This window comes from Paracoccus saliphilus (assembly GCF_028553805.1).
Taxonomy (GTDB): domain Bacteria; phylum Pseudomonadota; class Alphaproteobacteria; order Rhodobacterales; family Rhodobacteraceae; genus Paracoccus; species Paracoccus saliphilus.
Genome location: NZ_CP067140.1, coordinates 2168148 through 2187668, shown reverse-complemented (window position 1 = coordinate 2187668; position 19521 = coordinate 2168148). Strand labels below are relative to the sequence as shown.

At 59.3% G+C, this 19521-nt stretch carries 16 protein-coding genes and 2 pseudogenes; 6 read left to right on the top strand and 12 right to left on the bottom strand.

Going from position 1 to position 19521, the window contains the following annotated elements; all coding sequences use genetic code 11:
* Positions 1-3 precede the first annotated feature (3 nt).
* The 7 genes from JHX88_RS10500 to JHX88_RS10470 form a co-directional block, all read right to left on the bottom strand.
* Positions 4-705, bottom strand: coding sequence for an SDR family oxidoreductase (locus JHX88_RS10500; protein ID WP_076524050.1), 702 nt, complete (start codon positions 703-705; stop codon positions 4-6).
* A 13-nt stretch (positions 706-718) separates the two neighbouring features.
* On the bottom strand, positions 719-1966 hold the full coding sequence (locus JHX88_RS10495; RefSeq protein ID WP_272848244.1) for an NAD(P)/FAD-dependent oxidoreductase: 1248 nt from the start codon (positions 1964-1966) through the stop codon (positions 719-721).
* A 62-nt stretch (positions 1967-2028) separates the two neighbouring features.
* Positions 2029-2907: a dihydrodipicolinate synthase family protein gene (locus tag JHX88_RS10490; RefSeq protein WP_076524052.1), complete on the bottom strand. Its 879-nt coding sequence runs from the start codon at positions 2905-2907 to the stop codon at positions 2029-2031.
* Positions 2908-2965: 58 nt separating this feature from the next.
* Positions 2966-3706, bottom strand: coding sequence for an amino acid ABC transporter ATP-binding protein (locus tag JHX88_RS10485; RefSeq protein WP_084202929.1), 741 nt, complete (start codon positions 3704-3706; stop codon positions 2966-2968).
* 11 nt (positions 3707-3717) lie between these two features.
* Positions 3718-4800, bottom strand: coding sequence for an amino acid ABC transporter permease (locus tag JHX88_RS10480; RefSeq protein ID WP_076524056.1), 1083 nt, complete (start codon positions 4798-4800; stop codon positions 3718-3720).
* A 4-nt stretch (positions 4801-4804) separates the two neighbouring features.
* Positions 4805-5887, bottom strand: coding sequence for an amino acid ABC transporter permease (locus JHX88_RS10475; protein WP_272848243.1), 1083 nt, complete (start codon positions 5885-5887; stop codon positions 4805-4807).
* A 167-nt stretch (positions 5888-6054) separates the two neighbouring features.
* On the bottom strand, positions 6055-7098 hold the full coding sequence (locus JHX88_RS10470) for a transporter substrate-binding domain-containing protein (protein ID WP_076524506.1): 1044 nt from the start codon (positions 7096-7098) through the stop codon (positions 6055-6057).
* Between the two features lie 122 nt (positions 7099-7220).
* Here JHX88_RS10470 and JHX88_RS10465 point away from each other — a divergent pair, with 122 nt between their 5' ends.
* Both JHX88_RS10465 and JHX88_RS10460 read left to right on the top strand, forming a co-directional pair.
* On the top strand, positions 7221-7952 hold the full coding sequence (locus JHX88_RS10465; RefSeq protein WP_076524060.1) for a GntR family transcriptional regulator: 732 nt from the start codon (positions 7221-7223) through the stop codon (positions 7950-7952).
* A gap of 130 nt (positions 7953-8082) precedes the next feature.
* Positions 8083-8220: pseudogene (locus JHX88_RS10460) on the top strand (transposase); the annotation flags it as partial.
* Between the two features lie 248 nt (positions 8221-8468).
* On the opposite strand, the gene JHX88_RS10455 reads toward JHX88_RS10460, so the two are convergent.
* Positions 8469-9476 (bottom strand): MBL fold metallo-hydrolase, encoded by a 1008-nt coding sequence (locus tag JHX88_RS10455; protein WP_076524062.1) that lies wholly within the window; start codon positions 9474-9476, stop codon positions 8469-8471.
* A gap of 151 nt (positions 9477-9627) precedes the next feature.
* On the opposite strand from JHX88_RS10455, the gene JHX88_RS10450 reads away from it, so the two are divergent.
* Together JHX88_RS10450 and JHX88_RS10445 are read left to right on the top strand one after the other, a co-directional pair.
* Complete coding sequence (locus tag JHX88_RS10450; RefSeq protein ID WP_272848242.1) at positions 9628-10404, top strand: helix-turn-helix domain-containing protein; 777 nt, start codon at positions 9628-9630, stop codon at positions 10402-10404.
* 190 nt (positions 10405-10594) lie between these two features.
* Positions 10595-11509, top strand: coding sequence for a DMT family transporter (locus JHX88_RS10445; protein WP_076524066.1), 915 nt, complete (start codon positions 10595-10597; stop codon positions 11507-11509).
* Positions 11510-11672: 163 nt separating this feature from the next.
* Here the strand turns inward: JHX88_RS10445 and JHX88_RS10440 are convergent, their stop codons facing one another.
* Together JHX88_RS10440 and JHX88_RS10435 are read right to left on the bottom strand one after the other, a co-directional pair.
* A complete protein-coding gene (locus tag JHX88_RS10440) occupies positions 11673-12773 on the bottom strand; it encodes a tetratricopeptide repeat protein (RefSeq protein WP_076524068.1) in 1101 nt (366 codons plus the stop codon).
* 302 nt (positions 12774-13075) lie between these two features.
* Positions 13076-14023: a hypothetical protein gene (locus JHX88_RS10435; RefSeq protein ID WP_076524070.1), complete on the bottom strand. Its 948-nt coding sequence runs from the start codon at positions 14021-14023 to the stop codon at positions 13076-13078.
* Positions 14024-14357: 334 nt separating this feature from the next.
* On the opposite strand from JHX88_RS10435, the gene JHX88_RS22315 reads away from it, so the two are divergent.
* Both JHX88_RS22315 and JHX88_RS10425 read left to right on the top strand, forming a co-directional pair.
* On the top strand, positions 14358-14789 hold the full coding sequence (locus JHX88_RS22315; protein WP_419182365.1) for a nitroreductase family protein: 432 nt from the start codon (positions 14358-14360) through the stop codon (positions 14787-14789).
* 123 nt (positions 14790-14912) lie between these two features.
* Positions 14913-15599 (top strand): annotated as a pseudogene (locus JHX88_RS10425) (IS91 family transposase); the annotation flags it as partial.
* A 554-nt stretch (positions 15600-16153) separates the two neighbouring features.
* Here JHX88_RS10425 and JHX88_RS10420 read toward each other — a convergent pair.
* Together JHX88_RS10420 and JHX88_RS10415 are read right to left on the bottom strand one after the other, a co-directional pair.
* A complete protein-coding gene (locus tag JHX88_RS10420) occupies positions 16154-16834 on the bottom strand; it encodes a response regulator (RefSeq protein ID WP_084202932.1) in 681 nt (226 codons plus the stop codon).
* Positions 16831-19518, bottom strand: coding sequence for a sensor histidine kinase (locus JHX88_RS10415; protein ID WP_076524074.1), 2688 nt, complete (start codon positions 19516-19518; stop codon positions 16831-16833). Before JHX88_RS10415 ends, JHX88_RS10420 begins: the two co-directional genes overlap by 4 nt.
* Between the last annotated feature and the right edge of the window lie 3 nt (positions 19519-19521).

Below are 19521 nucleotides of genomic sequence, written 5' to 3'. Positions count from 1 at the left end.
GCCTCACATCGCCCGCGTCACGCCGCCGTCGACCCGGAGGCTCTGGCCGGTGATGTAGCTCGAGTCCTCCGATAGCAGGAAGGCTGCAGCCTTGCCCTGCTCCTTAGCGTGGCCAAGGCGTCCCAAGGCGGACATGTCCGCGTATTTCTGCGGAAGATCGAGGCTGTCAGTGAAGCCCGGCAGGATGCAGTTCATGCGGATGTTTGAGGGGCCATAGCGATCAGAGTAGAGCTTTGTGAAGGAGGAGACCCCGGCGCGGTAGACGCTGGACGTCGGGAAGATCAGCGAGGGCTCGAAGGCTGAGAATGTTGTGATGTTCACGATCGAGCCGCCGCCCTGTTTCTCCATCACTGGCGTGACCAGTTTAGCCATGCGGATCACCGGCTTGATGACCATCGCGTTCGCCTTATCCCAATCCTGTTCGGAAATCTCCAGAAGGTCCCCCTTGGGCGGTCCGCCGACATGGATCAGCACCGCGTCGACGCGGCTCCATGCGCCCATGGCTAGATCGAAGATGCCTTGTATGTCCTCGGCATTCTCGGCTTTGCCGCGACGCGCGACGCCGCCGAGTTCGGCGGCCAGTTCTTCGCAACTTGTCGACGGGGACATCAAGGCCAGCTTGTAGCCACGTCCATACATTTCTCGGGCGGTCGCGGCACCCATGCCGCGCCCCCCACCGACGATGAGGCATACCTTGTCGGTCATGTCTCGGCTCCTTTCAGAAACGGTTGATACGATAGGGATGAAGGTCGATCTCGGGCCTTTCCCCGGTAATCAGCTGGCCCATCAACCGCCCGCAGGTGGCGGCATAGGTCAGTCCGAGGTGACCGTGGCCCGTCGCGTAGTAAACGCCCGGAATCTTCGCGGAGGCGGACATCACCGGAACTGTGTCAGGCAGCGCGGGGCGGTGGCCCATCCATTCGGTTGTGTCCTCAACGGTAAGGTTCGGCAGAGCCTCGCAGGCGCGCTTCACGGTGATCTTCGCCCGACGATAGTCCGGGGGTGCCTCGAGGCCCGCCATTTCGACAGTGCCTCCCACGCGGATGCCACCGGCCGTCGGCGTCACCATGAAGGCGCGTGCCGGCCAGATGATCGAATGGCGTATCGAGATACCTGGCTTGGCGATCTGCGTGTGATACCCGCGCTCCGTCTCGAGCGGGATCGGTTCGCCGAGCTTTTTTGACAGCCGCGCGGTGAAGGCGCCGGCGCAGAGCACAACCTCGTCTGCCGCGAGGCGCGTGCCATCGACCAGCCGCACCGCCTCGATACGTGCGCCCCTTTCGAAATCAGCCACGGTCCCGCGCAGAACGGTGCCGCCGAGCCCTTCGAACCGTTCCACCAGCCGGGTGACATAACGATACGGATCCTTCAGTGAGCGGTTGTCGGGGAACAGTACGGCCCTGTCGATCTTCGCGGTGATCTCGGGTTCGAGGTCGCGAATGGCGTTGTGACCAAGGATTTCGTGCCGGAAACCGAAGCGTTCGAGGATCTCTATATGGTCGCGGTCCGCCGCGAACTCGGCCTTACCGGTATAGAGCGAGAGGCAGCCTTCCTGCGACAGGTCGTCCGCTGCGCCGATCTCCAGCAGGAGAGCCTGCGTGTCGGGCAGGGCGCGCTTGCAGAGCGCCGCCCCTTGCGCCTCAAGGTCGCGCAGTTTGCGCGGTCGGCTTGCCGCGAGAAACCGTAGGAACCACGGCGTCAGCCTCGGCATGTAGGCGGGGCGCACGCAGACCGCACCTTCCGGGTCCATGAGCCAGCCAGGGATCTGGCGCCACACGGACGGGCGTGAGGATGGCATGAACTCGGTCACGGCGATAGAGGCCATGTTGCCATAGGAGGCACCCCGGCCCGGCGCATCCCGGTCGACGAGGATCACCCGTCGACCACGCTTTTTCAGTTCATGCGCAATTGCCGCCCCGATCACGCCAGCGCCGATGACAAGTGTTGTCCAGCCAGTGTCAGTCACGATGCCTTCCACCTTATCAGGGTAAAAGATCGGGACGGTCGGGGCCGCCCCAGTTGAGGAGGCTACCAGTTCAGGATGGGTTCCATCGCCGTGCGGAACGCCACCTTTTCCTCGTCGCTCAACGGCCCAAGCGGCAGACGGCATTCGCCGACTGATGTGCCCTGAAGCTCGCAGCCGTATTTCAGCTTCTGAACGAATTTTCCGGATTCGAGAATGTTCATTGCGTTGTAGAGTGTCGCCATCTGCTCTTTCGCCCTGCCGAGGTCGCCGGCCCGGTAGGTCCGGTCGAGATCGCAGACCGCCTTGCCCATGCAGTTGGCCGGTCCGCAGATCCACGAATCCGCGCCCCAGAACATGAAGTCGAGCGCAATGTCGTCCGAGCCGGAGACAAGCTGGATGCGATTCTTGTAGCGGGTTGCGATACCAATGGCGCGCTGCAGTGAGCCTGAGCTTTCCTTGATCCCGATAACGCGAGGGTGGTCGGCTAGTGCATCCAATAAGTCATAGCTGATCTCGATCCCGTCCTTGTCTGGGTAGGAATAGAGCACGATATTAACATCCACCGCCTCAAGCACCGCCTTGAAGTGGCTCACAAGCTCCGCGTCGGTGGGCTTGGTGTAGAAAGGGGGCGCTAGAAGCACCGTGTCAAAGCCGATCTCCTTGGCGCGGCGCGTATTTTCGATCACGCCCGCCGTATGCGGCGCGTTGGTGCCAGCGATCAAGATCTCGTCCTCGCTGGAGAAGTCCTTGACGAACTTCAGTACCTCGTCGCGCTCAGCATCGCTCATCAGGTTGTATTCGCCAGACGACCCGCAGGGCACCCAGCCCGAGACGCCTGCAGCACGCAGGTTCGTCAGGTGAGTTTCAAAGGCCTTGAAGTCGATCTTGTTGTCCTCGCCGAAGGGCGTGACGAGGGCAGGCATGACACCTTGAAGTTTCATGGTGGGAGTCCTTTTTTCTTGTCCTGTGTTCGTGGCCGCCGGGTCGAGCCAGTGCAGATCAGTGCCCCATCACTTGGCCGATGAAGGCTCTCGTGCGGTCGTTTTGCGGGTTGTTGAAGAAGTCCTCAGGCGGAGCCTGTTCGACGATTCGGCCGTCGGCCATGAATATAACCCGGTCCGCTATCTGCCGCGCAAAGCCCATCTCGTGGGTCACGCAGACCATGGTCATTCCTTCCCTCGCGAGGCCCACCATGACGTCCAGAACTTCTGAGATCATCTCGGGGTCGAGGGCCGAGGTTGGCTCGTCGAAGAGCATAATTTTGGGGTTCATGCACAGCGCCCGCGCGATCGCGACACGCTGCTGCTGTCCACCGGACAGCTCGCCGGGGAATTTGTGTGCCTGCTCGGGGATCTTGACTCGCGCGAGGTAGCGCAGCGCCGTCGCTTCGGCATCGGCCCGCGGTGTCTTCCGGGCGAGCACCGGAGCGAGCGTGCAATTATCCAGCACGCTCATGTGCGGGAACAGGTTGAAGTTCTGAAAGACCATGCCCGCCTCGCGCCGGATTTCGTCGATATGGTCGACGTTGTCGTCGAGGCAGGTGCCCATGACCTCAATAGTGCCGGACTGGTGTTCCTCCAGCCTATTGATGCAGCGGATGAGGGTCGACTTGCCCGACCCGGAGGGGCCACAGATGACGACCTTCTCGCCGCGCTCAACGGTCAGGTCGATGTCATGGAGCGCATGGAACTGGCCGTAGAGCTTGTTCATGCCGGAGATGCGGATGGCGGGGGCTGACATGGTAGCCTCCATTATCGGACGCCCACGCCAAGGCGGCGTTCGAGATACGCGCCATAGCGGGAGAGCGAGAAGACGAAGACGAAGAAGATAAAGGCGACAAAGACGTAGACCTCGACCGTCGCGAAGGACCACTCGCTGGTACCGGACGCCGCCCGCCCCGAGGCCAGGATGTCGAAGAACCCGATGATCGTCACGAGCGAGGTTTCCTTGAAGGTGATGACGACCTGGTTGATTGTGGGCGGCAGGGCGTTGCGGAAGGCCTGCGGTAGGACGATATGGCTGATACGCTGCCAGTATCCAAGGCCGAGCGCCTTGGCCGCTTCCTCCTGCCCGGCCGGCAGAGATTGCATCCCGCCCCGGATGATTTCGGCTTGGTAACAGGCGAAGAAGATCGCGTAGCCTACGATTACGCGATAGAGCTGCTGGCCGCTCATCCAGTGCGGCGTAGCGAAGGGCAGCACGATCGCGAAGGCGAACATGATCGTCAGAAGCGGCAGAGACCGGATGGTGTCGATGACAAGCGCCATTGTCCGGGAAATCCACGGCAGCTCTGATCGGCGTAGTAGCGCAAAGACAATGGCCAGCGGCATTCCGATCAGCACGACCGCTGCGAAGATGAAGAGGGTCAGCGCCAGCCCGCCCCAGTCGCGTTCGTTAACTGGGGTCAACCCGAAGACACCCCCGCGCATCAGGATATAGAAAGCGGCGAAACCAGCGATCCAGAGCATTGGAAGGCGCTTGGCGTTCCAGAACCACGGCAGGCAGCTTAGCCCGACGGTCAGGATGATGGCAAGGCAGGCAAGCCCCGAGCGCCACTGCTCCTCGAAGGGATAGAGCCCGAAAAGGACGATCCGCCAGCGGGCCGAGACCACGGCCCAGCAGGCACCTTTGGACTGTACACAGGCATCGCGGTTCGCGGGGTCGAAATAGGCATGCAGTACTGCCCATTCGAGGATGGACCAGAGGAACCAGAGCGTAAGAAGGCCGAAGCTGACTGTGACCACGGTGTCGACCTTCGTCGCGAAATAGTGATCCTTCAGGATCTGCGGCAACGGCTGGCGGGGGATCTGGTGGGCGGAGAAACCGACAGTCATTGGATCACATCCTCAGCTGTGTGCCGCGGAGCGCGATCGCGTCGTTGACACGGTTCAACACCCAGGCGAGCGAGTAGTTAATGGCGAGGAAGCCGGCCATGAGAATTCCGATCAGTTCCAGGGTCTGACCCGACTGATTGATCGAGGTAGAGATAACCATGAAAAAATCGGTGAAGCTGATGGCGATGCCGATAGTCGTCGCCTTGAACAGCCAGACGAACTGGTTGATCATTGTGGGCATGACGATCCGGATGGCCAATGGCAGACGAATGCGTGCAAAGACCTGGAAGCCCGAAAGCCCGAGCGCGCGGCCGGCTTCGCTCATGCCCTTCGGTACGGCATTGAAACCGGAGCGGATGATTTCGGCAATGTAGGCCCCGCCATAAACTGAGATCGCGATCACGCAGGCCATGAGTTCGGGCGAGATGCTGATGCCGCCGTCGAAATTGAGGCCGCGTGCCTCGGGTAGCGAGAGTAGCGGGGTCCCGGGGAGGCGGCCCAGCCAGAAGCACATTACGGTGAAAAGGCTGGCCACAGCCCACAGGAAACGTTGCTCGCGCCGAATCTGACCGCGGTCGGCCCGGGCCCATCGGGTTTTCCGGCCCCGGAGATGCAGGGCTGCACCCGCAAGCAGGATCAGCACGGCGACAAGAACCGACGCCCCCGACACGTTAAGGCCAGGGATGTAGATGCCGCGCCCAGTCAGAGCAATCGATCCCAGGATCGGATCAGCGTTGCGGGGCGAGGGAAGCGCCAAGAGGAGCGCGTACCAGAAGAAGAGCTGAAGGATGATCGGCACGTTCCGGAAGATCTCGACATAGATCGTACCGAGAAGTTCGGCCATGCCGTTGCCCGACGTGCGCATAACGCCGATGCTGATACCGATCAGAGTTGCCAATGGCAGCGACAGGACCCCCAAAAAGAGCGAATTCAGTAGGCCGACAAGGATGGCACGCGCATAGGTGGACGAGGTTGAATACTCGATCAGCGAGAAACTGATCCGCCACCCGGTGGTGCGCTCGAGAAAGCCGAACCCCGAGGTCAACCCCTGCGCGGCGAGGTTCGTTCGGGCGGTGAGCACCATCATCAGGATCAGCAGGATCAGGCCCCCAACGAAAACAATCTGCAGTCCAGTGTCGCGGATATATTTGTTCTTCGGTATCGCGGACATAATTGGCGTTCCTCAACCATTTGCAGGTTATAGGTTTTTCTGATTGGCCGGGAAAGATCGCCTCCTTTCCGACCGAAGATGGATCAGTCGATGATCATCGGATAGAAAACGCCCCCATCCTTGTAGAGCGCGTTTAGCCCGCGTTCGAGGCCGTAGCGTGAACCTGAGCCGATATTGCGATCATAAATCTCGGAATAGCTGCCCACTTCCTTGATCATATTGTAGGCCCAGTCGTCGTCGAGGCCGAGACGCTCACCGTAGCCGGGCGTTACGCCGAGAAACTTGGCCACCACCTCAGAGGGTGGGTTGGCGCGGATGTCGTCGACGTTCTCTGACGTGATGCCTTCCGCCTCGGCGAACCAGAGTGACGACAGCATCCAGTTCTGAATGTCCAGCCAGTCATCATCTCCTTCTGGCACTACGATTCCAACTGCTTCGAGTGCGATAACGTCAGGTAATATCACATGGTTCTCAGCTCCATTCGGAGCGTCGACGCGACCAGCCGCTAGGCCTGGCGCAATCTCGACCTGACCGTCGCAACGGCCTTCGTAATAGGAGTTGCGGAGTTCGTCCCCGTTCTCGAAAGTCAATAATTCCGCTTCGATGTTATTGGCCTCGAGATACGTTGCTGCGGCGCGTTCCGTCGAGGTGCCGGCACCAACGCAAAGGGTGCCGCCTCCAAGGTCCGCCAAAGTTTCCGCGCCGAGCTCGGCATGCGCCATCGTTTGGTAAGTGGAGATGAAATATGGGCGGCTGAACGCGAGGTTCAAATCAGTATCGCGGCTTTGCGTCCAGCCAGACGCTTTAATAACCACGTCTATATCCCCGGACTGAAGCGCGGGCCACCGTTGCGCCCAGGAGATCGGCACAATCTCGAGGTTGTCCTTTGCGGTGCCGAAAAGACCCGCAGCCAGAGCGCGGCATAGATCAATATCGATACCCTTCCAGTTGCCCTCATCATTCACCTCAGCGAAGCCTAAGAACGAGCCGTTATGTCCGGAACATTGGAGTAATCCACGGTCGAGAACCGTCTTCAGGCGGCTGTCATCGGCAACCTCTGATGAGGCTGCGGAGGCGAGCCCCGCCAAAGCCGTGGTTGCCAGCATGAATTTTTTTGCGAGTTTCATCGATGTCTCCCTGTCGACAATCTGCATTCAAATGCTTGTCGACATCATGTCGTCTTGTCAATAGATTTCCCGTTGAGAGTTTGGTAAGCTCGAAACGACACTCACGAGACAGGTTGAGAAAGATGAACGAAAAGAACTCGGCGGCAGAAAAACAGGCGCGCGGAAAAGGCGCGCGCTACATCTACGAGGAACTTAAGCGGGAGATTCTGACGCTCGAGCTCGAACCTGGCGCTCCACTGGACGAGACAACCATCTCGCACAGATTCGCAATGTCGCGATCGCCGGTCCGAGAGGCGCTTGTCCGGCTCTCGGGCGACGGTCTTGTGGAAATGCTATCGAACCGCTCTACACTTGTAGCTCCGATCGACCTTGTGGGTTTCCCGCGGTATGTCGAGGCGCTCGACTATTTGCAGCGGATCAACACGCGCCTCGCGGCACGCAACCGAACCGAAGCCGACCTCGCCGCCATGGAGGCCGAAGCACAGGCTTTTGACGCCGCGTGCCGCGAGAACGACTATCTCGCGATGTCAGCAACGAACCGTGACTTCCACATGAGCGTTGCCGCGGCGGGCAAGAACCCATATCTCGCGCGCTCCTACGAACGGCTTCTCGACGAAGGGCGACGGATGCTGCATATGCATTTCGACTATATCCACTCGTCTTCCTCGGACCGACTGCTCTCCTCTGATCACTACGACATCATTGAGGCAATCCGCGCCCGGAATGCGGGTGAGGCCGACAAGCTCGCTCACGAACACACGCGGCAGTTCCACTCCCGGTTCATGGAGTTCTTGCACGCGCGCTATGACAATGACTTTGACTTCGACGTCATTGCGATGGCGCAACAATCGTAGTCCGCCAGTCTAAGCGGGGTTGAGCAGTTACGTGATGTATAGAGAAAAATTGCGCAAGGCTCGTGCTCCGGTTGGCTTAGCTCCGTCATATCAAATCCCGAGAGGCACATGTTTATCGGGCGCTTTCTGCTTGCCGTTTAGATGGTTTCGTAGGCTCTATTTGATTGATCTTGTTCCGGATCATTCGACGTTCTCCAAGAACCGCCACGGCCGTTTCCGCGAAGACGAACTGTTCCGACTTTTCTCCGAGACCCTCAAGCGCGCGATGTGCGGAAGAGTCGAGCCGAATATACTCAGAGCCCGAATGCTGCCCCTCCGCCACACAGAGTGAGGTGGAACCCAATTAAGGACTACGCGACACTTGCTATCTGCCAATTCGCGGGTGCGCACTGTGTCGAGCTGACCGCTGAGGAAGCGGCGAGTCTTGGCCGGTTTGGCCTGGAACTGGTCCGCTAGGGCCATCACCCAAACGACTGTGAGGACACGCGGTGCGGAACTAGCGGAGAGCTGGATTGGTTACAGGTTGAGCTGATAGGAAGCTGGCAGCCAACGGTAACCCGCCCCTCTCTTCTCGACAAAACCGACAGAGGGGAATGATGTGTGATACCCTATGACCGGAAGTCGGTCCGTTGCTGCCATATCGTAAATGCGTTTCCTGGTTTCCGCCCCCTTTTCCTTGTCCATATCGAAATAAGCATGCCATTCGGGGTGCGCCAGCGAAGCTACCTCATGATGTGCACAGTCTCCCCATAAGAGAAGCCGTTTGCCTTCGCTCTCAACATGGAAGGCCAGGTGACCGGGAGTGTGGCCAAAAGCTTCGACAGCATGAACCCCCGGGACTATCTCGTCGCCAGGCTTGATGAAGCTCATCCGATCTGCATGAGGCGCCACATTCGCCGCAAACAGCTTGGCAGATATATACTCATTGTCGTTGGGAGAAGCCGACAAGCGATCCTCGGAGGACCAAAAATTGTATTCCACGTCGCCTATCACATAGCGAGCGTTGGGAAACAAAGGCTTACCCTCTTCCATCAGGCCGCCGATATGATCCGGATGGGCATGGGTCAGAACAACAATGTCGATCTGCTCGCGTTTAAAACCCGCCGGACCTAGTAGTTCCGCTAGCCATCCGCCTTCCGGCCGCGAAACGAAACCGTTGGCGCCATTACCTGTGTCAAAGAGGATGAGTTCCTTGCCAGTGTTTATGAGCGTGGACGTGAAACCGGGCTGAAACTTGTCTTTGGGCAGAAAATTTTCATGCATGAACCGCTCAACTTCGACCTGTGGCTGATCTTCCCCGACAATCGGCCATGGTCCGTCGAGCATGGCGCCAGCGTCGAGGATATTCGTTACCTCGAAGGTTCCAAGCGTGAAGCGATAATATTCTGGCATCGAGGGACCAAGCAACGCTGCCGCAGCGTTCGCTGACGAGGTGAGGAGACCAGGTAAGACTGGTGCAGCCATCAGAGTGCCTGCCGATACAATTAACTGACGGCGAGATAAATTAGTATAATGCTGAAACATGACGCATTTCCTTCGGGTGAGCGTGGGTATGTGCTGGTACCTTCGTCCTGCTGTTCGACATACTTTGTGGTGCTAAGCTGCGATTCATGCGCTGCAATGAGGATCCCAGACCAGACAGGAATGGAAGTTACTCACGATGGCTGGATGTCGCTTGTATGAACATGCTACGGCAGGTTCAGAAACGCTTGGTCCGCTTTGGTTTGTGGACGAAGGCCGGACATTTTTTGTTGGCCCACTTGAATATAATGGGCTTCATCAGCACGGTGCACCGGTCTATCTTGCTGGGATTTATGGATCTTTCAGTTTGCGAGTTCAAGGCGGCGGCTGGCAGTTGTGCCGTGCAGCAGTCATCCCAGCCGGCGTATTGCACGAGCTCAATCTTGGCGGCAACCCACTGGCGGTGCTTTACATCGAACCAAGTGTGGACGGTGTTGAGGCCCTCACACCGCTGATTAATGATGCCTATGAAGTGAACGGGGCTGTCATCGGACGCACCGGCGAGTTTTCCACCATGCGCGATTTGTGGGAGGATAGTACCAGCGTCACATGGACTGGCGAAGCACTGGACGATCTGCTGGCCTTCTCCAGGCGGCGGGCGGCGAGGCGCATGGACTCGCGGATCTCAGCCGCGCTTGGCGGTATACAGACCTGCATCGATGAGTGTGAGCCGGTGGCACAGCTCGCTAGAAGTGTGGGTATATCCTCCTCCCGGTTCCAGCATTTGTTCACTCAGGAGGTGGGGGTTCCTTTCCGTCGCTATCGCGCCTGGAGCAGGATGAGGATAGCTATCAAGGCGATCACACAGGGGAGCAATTTCACAACCGCAGCTCACGCTGCCGGATTTGCAGACCAGGCACATTTTACCAACGATTTCCGCCGGACGTTCGGTGCTCCGCCGTCAGGGAGCCTTCTTGGGGTGCGAGTATAGAATCAATTAAAAGGATCAACCTCAACCTATGGCTCGCCCCGTTTGCAAGTAGGTTCTACGGTTTTCCTGAGCAGTCTGCGTCACCGTATACGGTCTCGTATGCATAGCACAGGGCCAAGATGGGCCGGTCTCGCTCATTGCACGGCACAAATGTTCTGGTTATGTTTCTCCTTGGTCGATGGGGGGATGAATGGCACATGTGAACTCTCGGGATAAATACGCTGACAACATTCCCTTGGCGGTCGGCGTCATTATTCTGACCGTTTTGGCACTTTCTCTGGGCGACGCATTGATCAAGTTGACGAGTGGAAACTTTGTCATCTGGCAGATATTCGTGCTCCGTTCTCTTATCGCGATCCCGAACTTATTGCTGGTTCTGGCGATAACCGCGCCCTTCAACTTGCGTGTGCCGGACGAAAGTATCTGGATTGTTCTGCGAAGCGGGCTGCTGGTGGCGATGTGGATTTTCTACTACCTCTCGCTACCCAAACTGACGTTATCGGCCGCCGCTGCCGCATATTACACGCTGCCGATCTTCATTACCCTGTTTTCAGCCCTGTTCACCGGTGACAGGATTTCCCGGAACGGCTGGATTGCGGTTTTCGCAGGATTTCTGGGTGTGGTGCTGATCCTGCGGCCCAAGGCAGGCGATTTCAATGTCTATGCGATTCTGCCGCTTATTTCGGCCATGCTCTATGCAGGAGCGATGATCCTGACGCGCAGTAAGTGCCGCGCCCAGAACCCCCTTGTCCTGTCGCTGGCGCTGAATGTGGCATTCGTCATTGCCGGAGTCGCGGCGTCAAGCCTGATTGCGTTGCTGCCCGGTGCCATACGACACGGTTTCCTGTTCGCACCATGGGCCGCAATGGGAGGTGCCGAGTGGCTTTCGATGGGACTACTCGCGACGGCGATCCTGATCGGTAGCATCGGCGCTGCCGTCGCTTATCAGAACGGCCCACCTGCTATGATAGGCGCCTTCGACTTCGCCTATATCGGGTTTGCCGTCATCTGGGGGCTGATCTTCTTTGCCGAGATACCTGACATGATCTCGACGCTTGGCATGATACTGATCGTCGCGGCAGGAATTCTGTCTTTGCGGCAATGAGCGGTGAGAGCTCACTATAACTCGTGTCGGGCAAATGCATAACAAGTGTCGTGGCGGCAAAGGAAGTGAACTACCGTCATGTTTACTATTTGAATAATATGTAACGTCTATTGGTGCCTGGACTCCGTGCCGATCCAAACTCGGCTCGATAGCGCCGTTCATGTCACTGCCCATGCGCCAGATAGAAGAATCCGGTTTGTATCTCTTCCAGTCTCACCCGTACCCCTTCGGAATACGCTTTCAGAACCTCAATCAGGTTCTGCTCGATCAACGCATTTGCCCAGAACACATCTGCGCGCGCCAGTGGGTAAAGTGCTGCGAGTACCGTACGATGCCCTTCCGGCCCCGGCACTTGATCCAAGAATGCTTTCACAAGCCGCTCAGCCTCCTCGGCATTGCCTTGCTCTGCCAGGTGCTTCAGTTGCGCCCCTAGAATCTGGGGCATCTTTGGGGAGTCCTCCATTCCGAGAAAGCCGAAAACTTCAGTATAGGCCTCGAAAGCAGATTCGAACCTGCTATCTCGTGCTCGATGCAGAGTGAGCAGCCCATTCCTCGCGAATATCGCTTCCATATCGTTGTACTCGCTTCTTTCCTCCACGGCTTTCTGTACAGCTGCGTAAGCGTCATCTGCATCGATTCCATCCAGATACGACACTGCTTGCTCGAAGGCATAGAGGTCGCTGACGTCAAGATTGCTGGCCTGAATGATCTGAAAGAAGGCGTTTGCTTCGGTCGGTCCTCCCGCATCCAACTGGTCCAATAGGATATTTGCCAGAATATCCGCAGTGATGCTTTCTCGCCGAATTTCTTGCGTTTGCAGCAGCGCAGTGGCCATGTCGAAGGCCTCCTTGTACTGCCCGTGACCGGCCACCGCCTCCGCCAGTGCAGACAGGCCATGGAACTTGTTGTAGTCGCGATTGTCACCTTGCGCGATTTCCGTTGCGAGTTTTTTCGCCATAGCCGTGACCTGCGGACTGGAACCATCTCCTAGCGCTATCGCGAGCGCAGGCACATAATCCGGATCTTCGAACCCATAGCCAGTGAAGACCTTGCAACCGATAGTCGTATAAAGCGCCTGCACACAACTCAGATCTGTGGCGCATACCTCCGCTGCCTGCGCATCCGCAGGCTCCGGTGCAGGCGGACAGGCCACGACTTGCGCCAGGGACGGTTCTGAAAAACCGGAAAGAACGCCCAGAAGGAGTAAACACGAGAAGCGACGGACTGGTATATAAGTACTGATGATCTGGGTGATTTTAGGCATGAGGCATCTTATCTTGTGAGCAAGTGTCGAAATGGGACCTCTCGTCGGAAAGGCTCAACGCTTTGATTGTGGAACGATTCTCGCGTATGATGAACATCATGATTGCAACTTCAATAACGTGATGAACCTATAGGCGTCGAGAGCCAGCGCCAACCCAATTGATGCTCCATTCACGGTCACGTCGCCTCGTTCGATGAAGTTCTCGAACGGCTCGCGCAGGGTCAAGTCGATTTGGTCATCGGCGAACTAAGCCGAACCTGTTCAATGGACCCATCATCCGGTTTTCGATCATCAAGCTGCGGTCACCACGTATCGTCGCAACCGCAATCCTCAGGCTGTTGCCAATCGGCTGCTATGCTAACACCGCCCAGCACGTCTTCCAGCCTGTCCCAAATCGGCGCGCCGGTCAAAAACACTGCTGCGATATCCTGTGGCGCGAGGCCGTTCTCCGTCGTCAGGCGGAGATGCATGGCGCCTTCAGGATGGGGCAGGGTGTCCACCATTGCCGCCAAGGTATCACGACTGTCCGTGATCACCAGGCTGCCGGGCAGTTTGTTGATCTGGTCCCGCAGCCATATCTTTGTATTCCCAACAGCTAGTTCCGGCGTATCACCGAAACGAGGGTAGACTAGGGGAAGCCAGAGCTGTGCCATGCCCTCGAAAAAGCCGGTATTGCGCCATTTTAAGTCGAGATCGTCCAGCCGGATCTGCATCAGCCGGTCCGCCTGCAGTGGTCGGGCGGTCAGGGCGGAAAAGTCGAAATTTCCGAGCTGCGCACTCACGGTCAGCCGATTTCCCGAAGTTTCACGGACATCCAGGTTGTTAAGGTCAAACCGTCCGGTCTCGGGGTCCAATGTGTAATCCAGGAGCAGGTCGGTGCTGTTCAGCTCGGAGACCAGTCGAATCTGGTAGGCGAGTTCTTCAAAGTCGTTCACCTGTGTCGACAGCCATGCATCCCGCACATCCAGACCGAGGGCTTGCGGGATTAAGTCCTCCGCTCTGTCTGCCCATTCCGCCTTCCAACTGATCGCCTCCACGTGCAGGACCTGTTCGGGGCCGCTTCCCGGAAGCGCGAGCTCCAAGTCGCGTAGCACGCAGCGACCCTCCTCGAACGCCGGCGCCAGTTCGGCCAGCGCGCCGTCAAGCACTGGATTGGTGGCTTCCAGATCGGCGACACATGCCGCCTTGTCAGCAAAAACCGGGAGGGCGGTTGCGCAGACTACGAAACCAGCGGTCAAATAGGAGTTCATGATATTCTCGTTCGATAGTGTAACGCGATATTGTGATCGGCAATTACCCGGTATGTCGTGTCGACGAAACAAGTAATGATCTCCGGGATATGATGGCGAGACTGCAGGTGCACCGACGGCTTCGTCTTCGGCGTTCGCGACAGATAGGCGGGTAGGGGATGGCTGACATGCTGAAGGTCACCTTACCATCGTGGCAGACCTCTGCCAGCGAACGCGCGATATCGGTCAACCGGCGTAAAATGCGGTCGACCTCCGTTGCCGATCAGCAGACCCTCCCGCGCCTCGCGACGCCATCGCGTCAGAAGCGAACGGGATATCTCGTGTCACCTTCGACATGGACGAGTACTTCGAGCCCTACCGAACGCGTCAGAAGGCTCAGGGAAAGGCCTATTTCGAGGCTATGAACGTCATGCGCGCGGACACGGACGGCCGGCACCGGGCCGCGGCCAAGAACCTGTCATTCTTCGGCGCTCCGCAGGTCGCTTTGTTGTTCATGCCCTCCTTCGGCGACGATGTCCGAGTGGGTGGAGATATTGGCATGTACGGCCAGACGTTCCTGTTGTCGCTCGCGGCGCGGGGTTTGGGTGGCATCCCCCAGACCATGCTGGGCTTCTTCGCCGGGACGGTCCGAGAGGTGCTCGACATTCCCAAAAACCACAAGATGCTCTTCGGCATCTCGTTCGGATATCCTGACGAGGAAGCACCAGGGAACCGTATGCGGATGGACCGTGTGCCCGTTTCTGAAAGTGTCACCTTCCACGAGTAACTGGGGCTGGCTCTGGCCAATCACACCGCTGAAGCCGGCGGCTGGTCGCTCATGACGCAAACCATCGAGCGCGTTCTGCACGTCGCAGAAGGGCTCGAAACTGCCGCTCACCGCCGGTTGTGTGGCCTGTCGCCAGACGGCACCAGGTGGGTCGCCTGCAAACCAGGGTTCTTCCTGCATGTGCGAGTTCTCTCGCGACTGTTCCGCCGCCTGTTTCTGGAGGGGTTAATGGCCCTGCACCGGGCCGGTCAGCTGGCCTTCTTCGGCGCTCTGGCCGAACTGGCCCACGCGGAGACCTTCACCGCCTGGCTCGCCCCATTCCGCAAATCCGAATGGGTGGTCTATGCCAAACCGCCCTTCGGCGGACCCGAAGCCGTGCTGGCCTATCTGAGCCGATACACGCACAGGGTCGCGATCTCCAACACCCGCCTGGTCAGCGCGGATGCCGATACCGTGGCGTTCCGCTGGAAAGATTACCGCATCAAATCCGGCGACCGGCAAAAGGTCATGCGGCTGGCCACGCCTGAGTTCATCCGCCGGTTCCTGATCCACGTCCTGCCCAATGGCTTCCATCGCATCCGGCATTACGGCCTGCTGGCCAGTTCGATCCGCAAGGCCAGCATCACCAAGATCCGCGCCTTGCTCTGCGTCCAGCAGATTGAACCGCCCGCCACTCCAGAGCCAGAGATCACCCCGCTCACCCTGCGTGAGCCATGCCCCTGCTGCGGCGGGCCCATGCGTATCATCGAGATCTTCAGGCGGGGACAGAAACCGATGTCGCGCGCCCCACCGATGGAGCAGGCAGCATGACATATCGCCCGTCATCCGTCACGAAACAGCACCGGCTACACTCCGCTGACCCGGTCCGAACAGCGCGTGCTCCTTTACTTCCAACGCGCCACAAGGCGGCAGTATCTCCAGAACGCACAGCCTCGTCCGGATCATCAGCCGGGTTTGAGACCGTATCCGGCGCCTGCCTCGCCATCAGCCGCGCCCCGGATGCAGCCGCCGCCGCGACCGTTCGCACACTTTGCCCATAGCTTGATCCAAGACCCCCGCGGCTTCCACCTTGGGAGGTTTTCCAACCCGGGTCGTCGTCGCGCCAATGAACAGCGTTCCAACGCGACCCGCATCGGAAAACCTTCACCTTTCACGACATTCATGACGGGGGCACCAAGACACGGAATCATGATCCGAGGGGCGGTAAGCGGACTTGCGGCGACGCGGCATAGCGGCCGCAGCATTTCGCCAGAACGGACATCCGTGCGGCAATCTCTATCACCTATTGGCATTGAGCCTATTCGCTGGAAGGCAAACAGCAAGTTGTCACCTGGCAGTTGTTGCGGCCGGTGCTCCTGAGAATACTATCTGTCCGCCAGCCTGTATCCGATGCCGGGCTCCGTAAATATCCATCGCGGATTCGCCGCATCATCGCCCAGTTTGCTGCGCAGGTGGCGGATATAGACCCGCAGATATTGACTGTCCTCCGCATGTGCCGGTCCCCAGATCGCCTTGAGGATCATGTCATGCGTTACCAGCCGCCCGGCATGCGAGGCAAGCAGCCAGAGCAGGTCGAATTCCTTTCGCGTCAGGTTCAGGTTTTCTCCTTCCAGCACGGCCCGGTGATCCGCGACATCGATCTCCAACGGGCCGAGCTTCAGCGATGCCGGCGCCGCTTCACGCGCATGATCGCGAAGCAGGCCGCGCAGCCGGGCAAGCAGTTCTCCGGTCGAGAACGGCTTTGTCACGTAATCCTGCGCGCCTGCATCGAGCGCCGCGATCTTGCCTACGTCATCGCTTCGCACCGACAGGACCAAAACAGGCAGATGAGACCATTCGCGCAGCTTCTCGATGACCGTGACGCCATCCGCATCCGGCAGGCCCAGGTCGAGTATCATCGCTGCCGGTGCATGTCTTGCCGCGCTGGCGACGGCCTCATGCGCCGTTGCAGCCTCGGAGACGGCATAACCCTCGGCTTCGAGTGCGACTCTCAGAAAACGCCGGATCGGAGTCTCGTCATCGACAATCAGGATATGTGCGGTCACAAGAATGTCTCCGGATTCGACAGGGGCAGCTCTATCACGATGCGCGTTCCTTGTTCGCCGCTATGGGCGGATCCCGCACGGATACTTCCTCGATGGGCTTCAACAATTCCGCGGCAGATAGCAAGACCCAGACCGGTTCCGGCCTGCCCTCGATCCCCCTGCTCGGCGCGCCAGAACATATCGAAGACCCGATCCGCCGCGCCAGGCGGCAGGCCGGGGCCGTCATCCTCGATGGACAGGAGCGCATGGGCACCTCGCACCTCTGCCGATATCCGGATAGGGGTAGCCGGTCCGGAATATTTCGCCGCATTATCAAGAATGTTGACCAGGACCTGTTCCATCAGAACCGGATCGGCATGGACCGGCGCCATATCCTCGGGCATTTGCACGCTTACCGGGTGATCGCGCAATGGCCCACGCAACCGATGACGCGCCATACCGACAAGCTCGCGCAGATCGGACGGGATGGCGTTCGGCTTCAACGCGCCATGGCCCAACCGCGTCATGTCCAGTAGGTTCTGGATATAGCGGTCAAGCCGTTCGCCCTCTTCTCGAACGGTTTCGACCAGGATCCGCTGCGCATCGGGAGACAGTCCAGGATTCTCCAGCCCTTCCGCCGCGCCGAGGATCGAAACCAGCGGTGTGCGCAAATCATGACTGACCGAGGACAGCAGTGACGAGCGCAACCGTTCCGCTTCCGAAACCACCCGCGTCTGTGCGAGATCCTCGGTCAGCCGGATACGCTCAAGCGCCAATGCGACCTGATCGGCAAGCGCCTCCAGCAGTCGCCGGTCGCTATGGGCAGTCTCTTGTCCATCCGGGAAGAAAATTCCAAGAACACCGATGCGCCGATCCGAGGCGCTGAGCGGCAGGAACAGCCACCGGGAGGTCGGCAGCGTGCCCGATCCATGGCCTGCCGCCTCACCATGGGTGAAACAGTAGCGGGCAGCGGAGATCTCGCGATCCGCCAACCTGTCCTCGGGTGGGAATGCCCCGACGATTGTAAGCCCTACGGCTTCCTTCGGAACGAGCAGGATCGACTGACAATTGAGGACGGTTGCCACATGGCTGACGGCAGCCCAAACGACATCATCGAACGATGCCGCTGCCGCCGCCCGGCGCGAGAACTCGTAAAGCTTACCGGTTCGTTCAGCGATCGCACGTTGAGCTATCGCTCGATCACGGAGGCGCGCTGCAAGATTGCCCGTCAGGATCGACGCGGCGAGAAACAGGACCAGTGTCAGAAGCTGGCTCTGATCCCAGATATGGAAGGTATATACCGGAGTGGTGAACAGGAAGTTATAGGCCAGGAAACTCAGCCCCGCCGTGGTAATGGACGGGCCCCTTCCGAAGCGTGTGGCTATGGCGACGACCGTCGTCATGTAAAGGAGCGACAGGCTGACCACGGGAATGAAAAGCTCGGCCGCCTTGGCCAGCAAAGTCGTCCCGGCAACGGCAAACAGCACGATCCCCAGCATGCGCAGCATATCCGGCATCGGAGGCGGTTTCGGGCGCAATCGCCGCCGCGCGGGGCGCTCGTCGTCGGTGACCAGGGTCAGTTCGAACTTGGTCGCCCATCTCACGAGGTCCGAGACCAGTTGCTCATGTTGGGTCGGGGCGAAGTGACGCAGCAAAGAATTGCGCGGCGGCGGGCGCGGCACGACGATCCGGCGGATGTTTAGCCGCTCGGCAAAGCTCACCACTTCTTCAGCCTGGTGCCGTTCTGCCTGCTGAGTCGTGACTTCGGCCCCAAGCCGTTCAGCCAGCCGGAGCGCATCAGCTCGGCCTTGCTGCACCGTCGTGGTTCGGATCTCGTCGCGCAGGCTGGTCAGCGCCATCGCGAACCACTCAACGCGCGCACGGTCCGCCGAACGTTTGCCGATCCGCACCGCGTCACGCCCCACCGCCTCCTCGGGCAAGACGACCAGGATGCGTTCCTGCGTCGGCCAGGGCCCGGCGATGGCATTGGCCGCCATATGCTGTTTGAGTTCCGCATCGACCCGGTCGGCGGCTGTGCGCATCGCCAGTTCGCGCAGAGCGGTCAGGTTTCCCTTGGCAAAGAAATTCGTCACTGCCCGCGCCGCCTGGTCCTGGATATAGACCTTCCCCGCCCGGAGCCGTTCAAGCAACTCGTCAGGCGGAAGGTCGATCAGCTCGATCTCGTCGGCTATCTCGAGGACGCGGTCGGGAACTGTCTCACGCACCCGCACCCCGGTAATCCGCGCGACGGTGTCGTTCAGCGTTTCAACATGCTGCACGTTCAAGGTGGTATAGACGTCGATTCCGGCGGAGAGGACCTCTTCGACATCCTGCCAGCGTTTCTCGTGGCGGTTGCCCGACAAGTTGGAATGGGCCAATTCGTCGATCAGCGCCAGATCCGGCTTGGCTGCGATCAGCCCCTCCAGATCCATCTCGTGCAGGATACGGCCCCGGTGATAGAAGGGCTGGCGGGGCAAGACGCGAAGTTCGCGCAGCATGGACTCGGTCTCGGCCCGGCCGTGGGTTTCCACCACGCCCGCCAGAACATCCTCGCCATCGGACGCGCGTCTCCGCGCGGCCTCAAGCATCGCATAGGTCTTGCCGACGCCCGGCGCCGCGCCCAGGAAGATTTTCAGCTTCCCCCGCCCCTCGCGGCTGGCTTCTTTCAGCAATGCGTCGGGTTCGGGGCGGGGCGCGTCGGACATTCG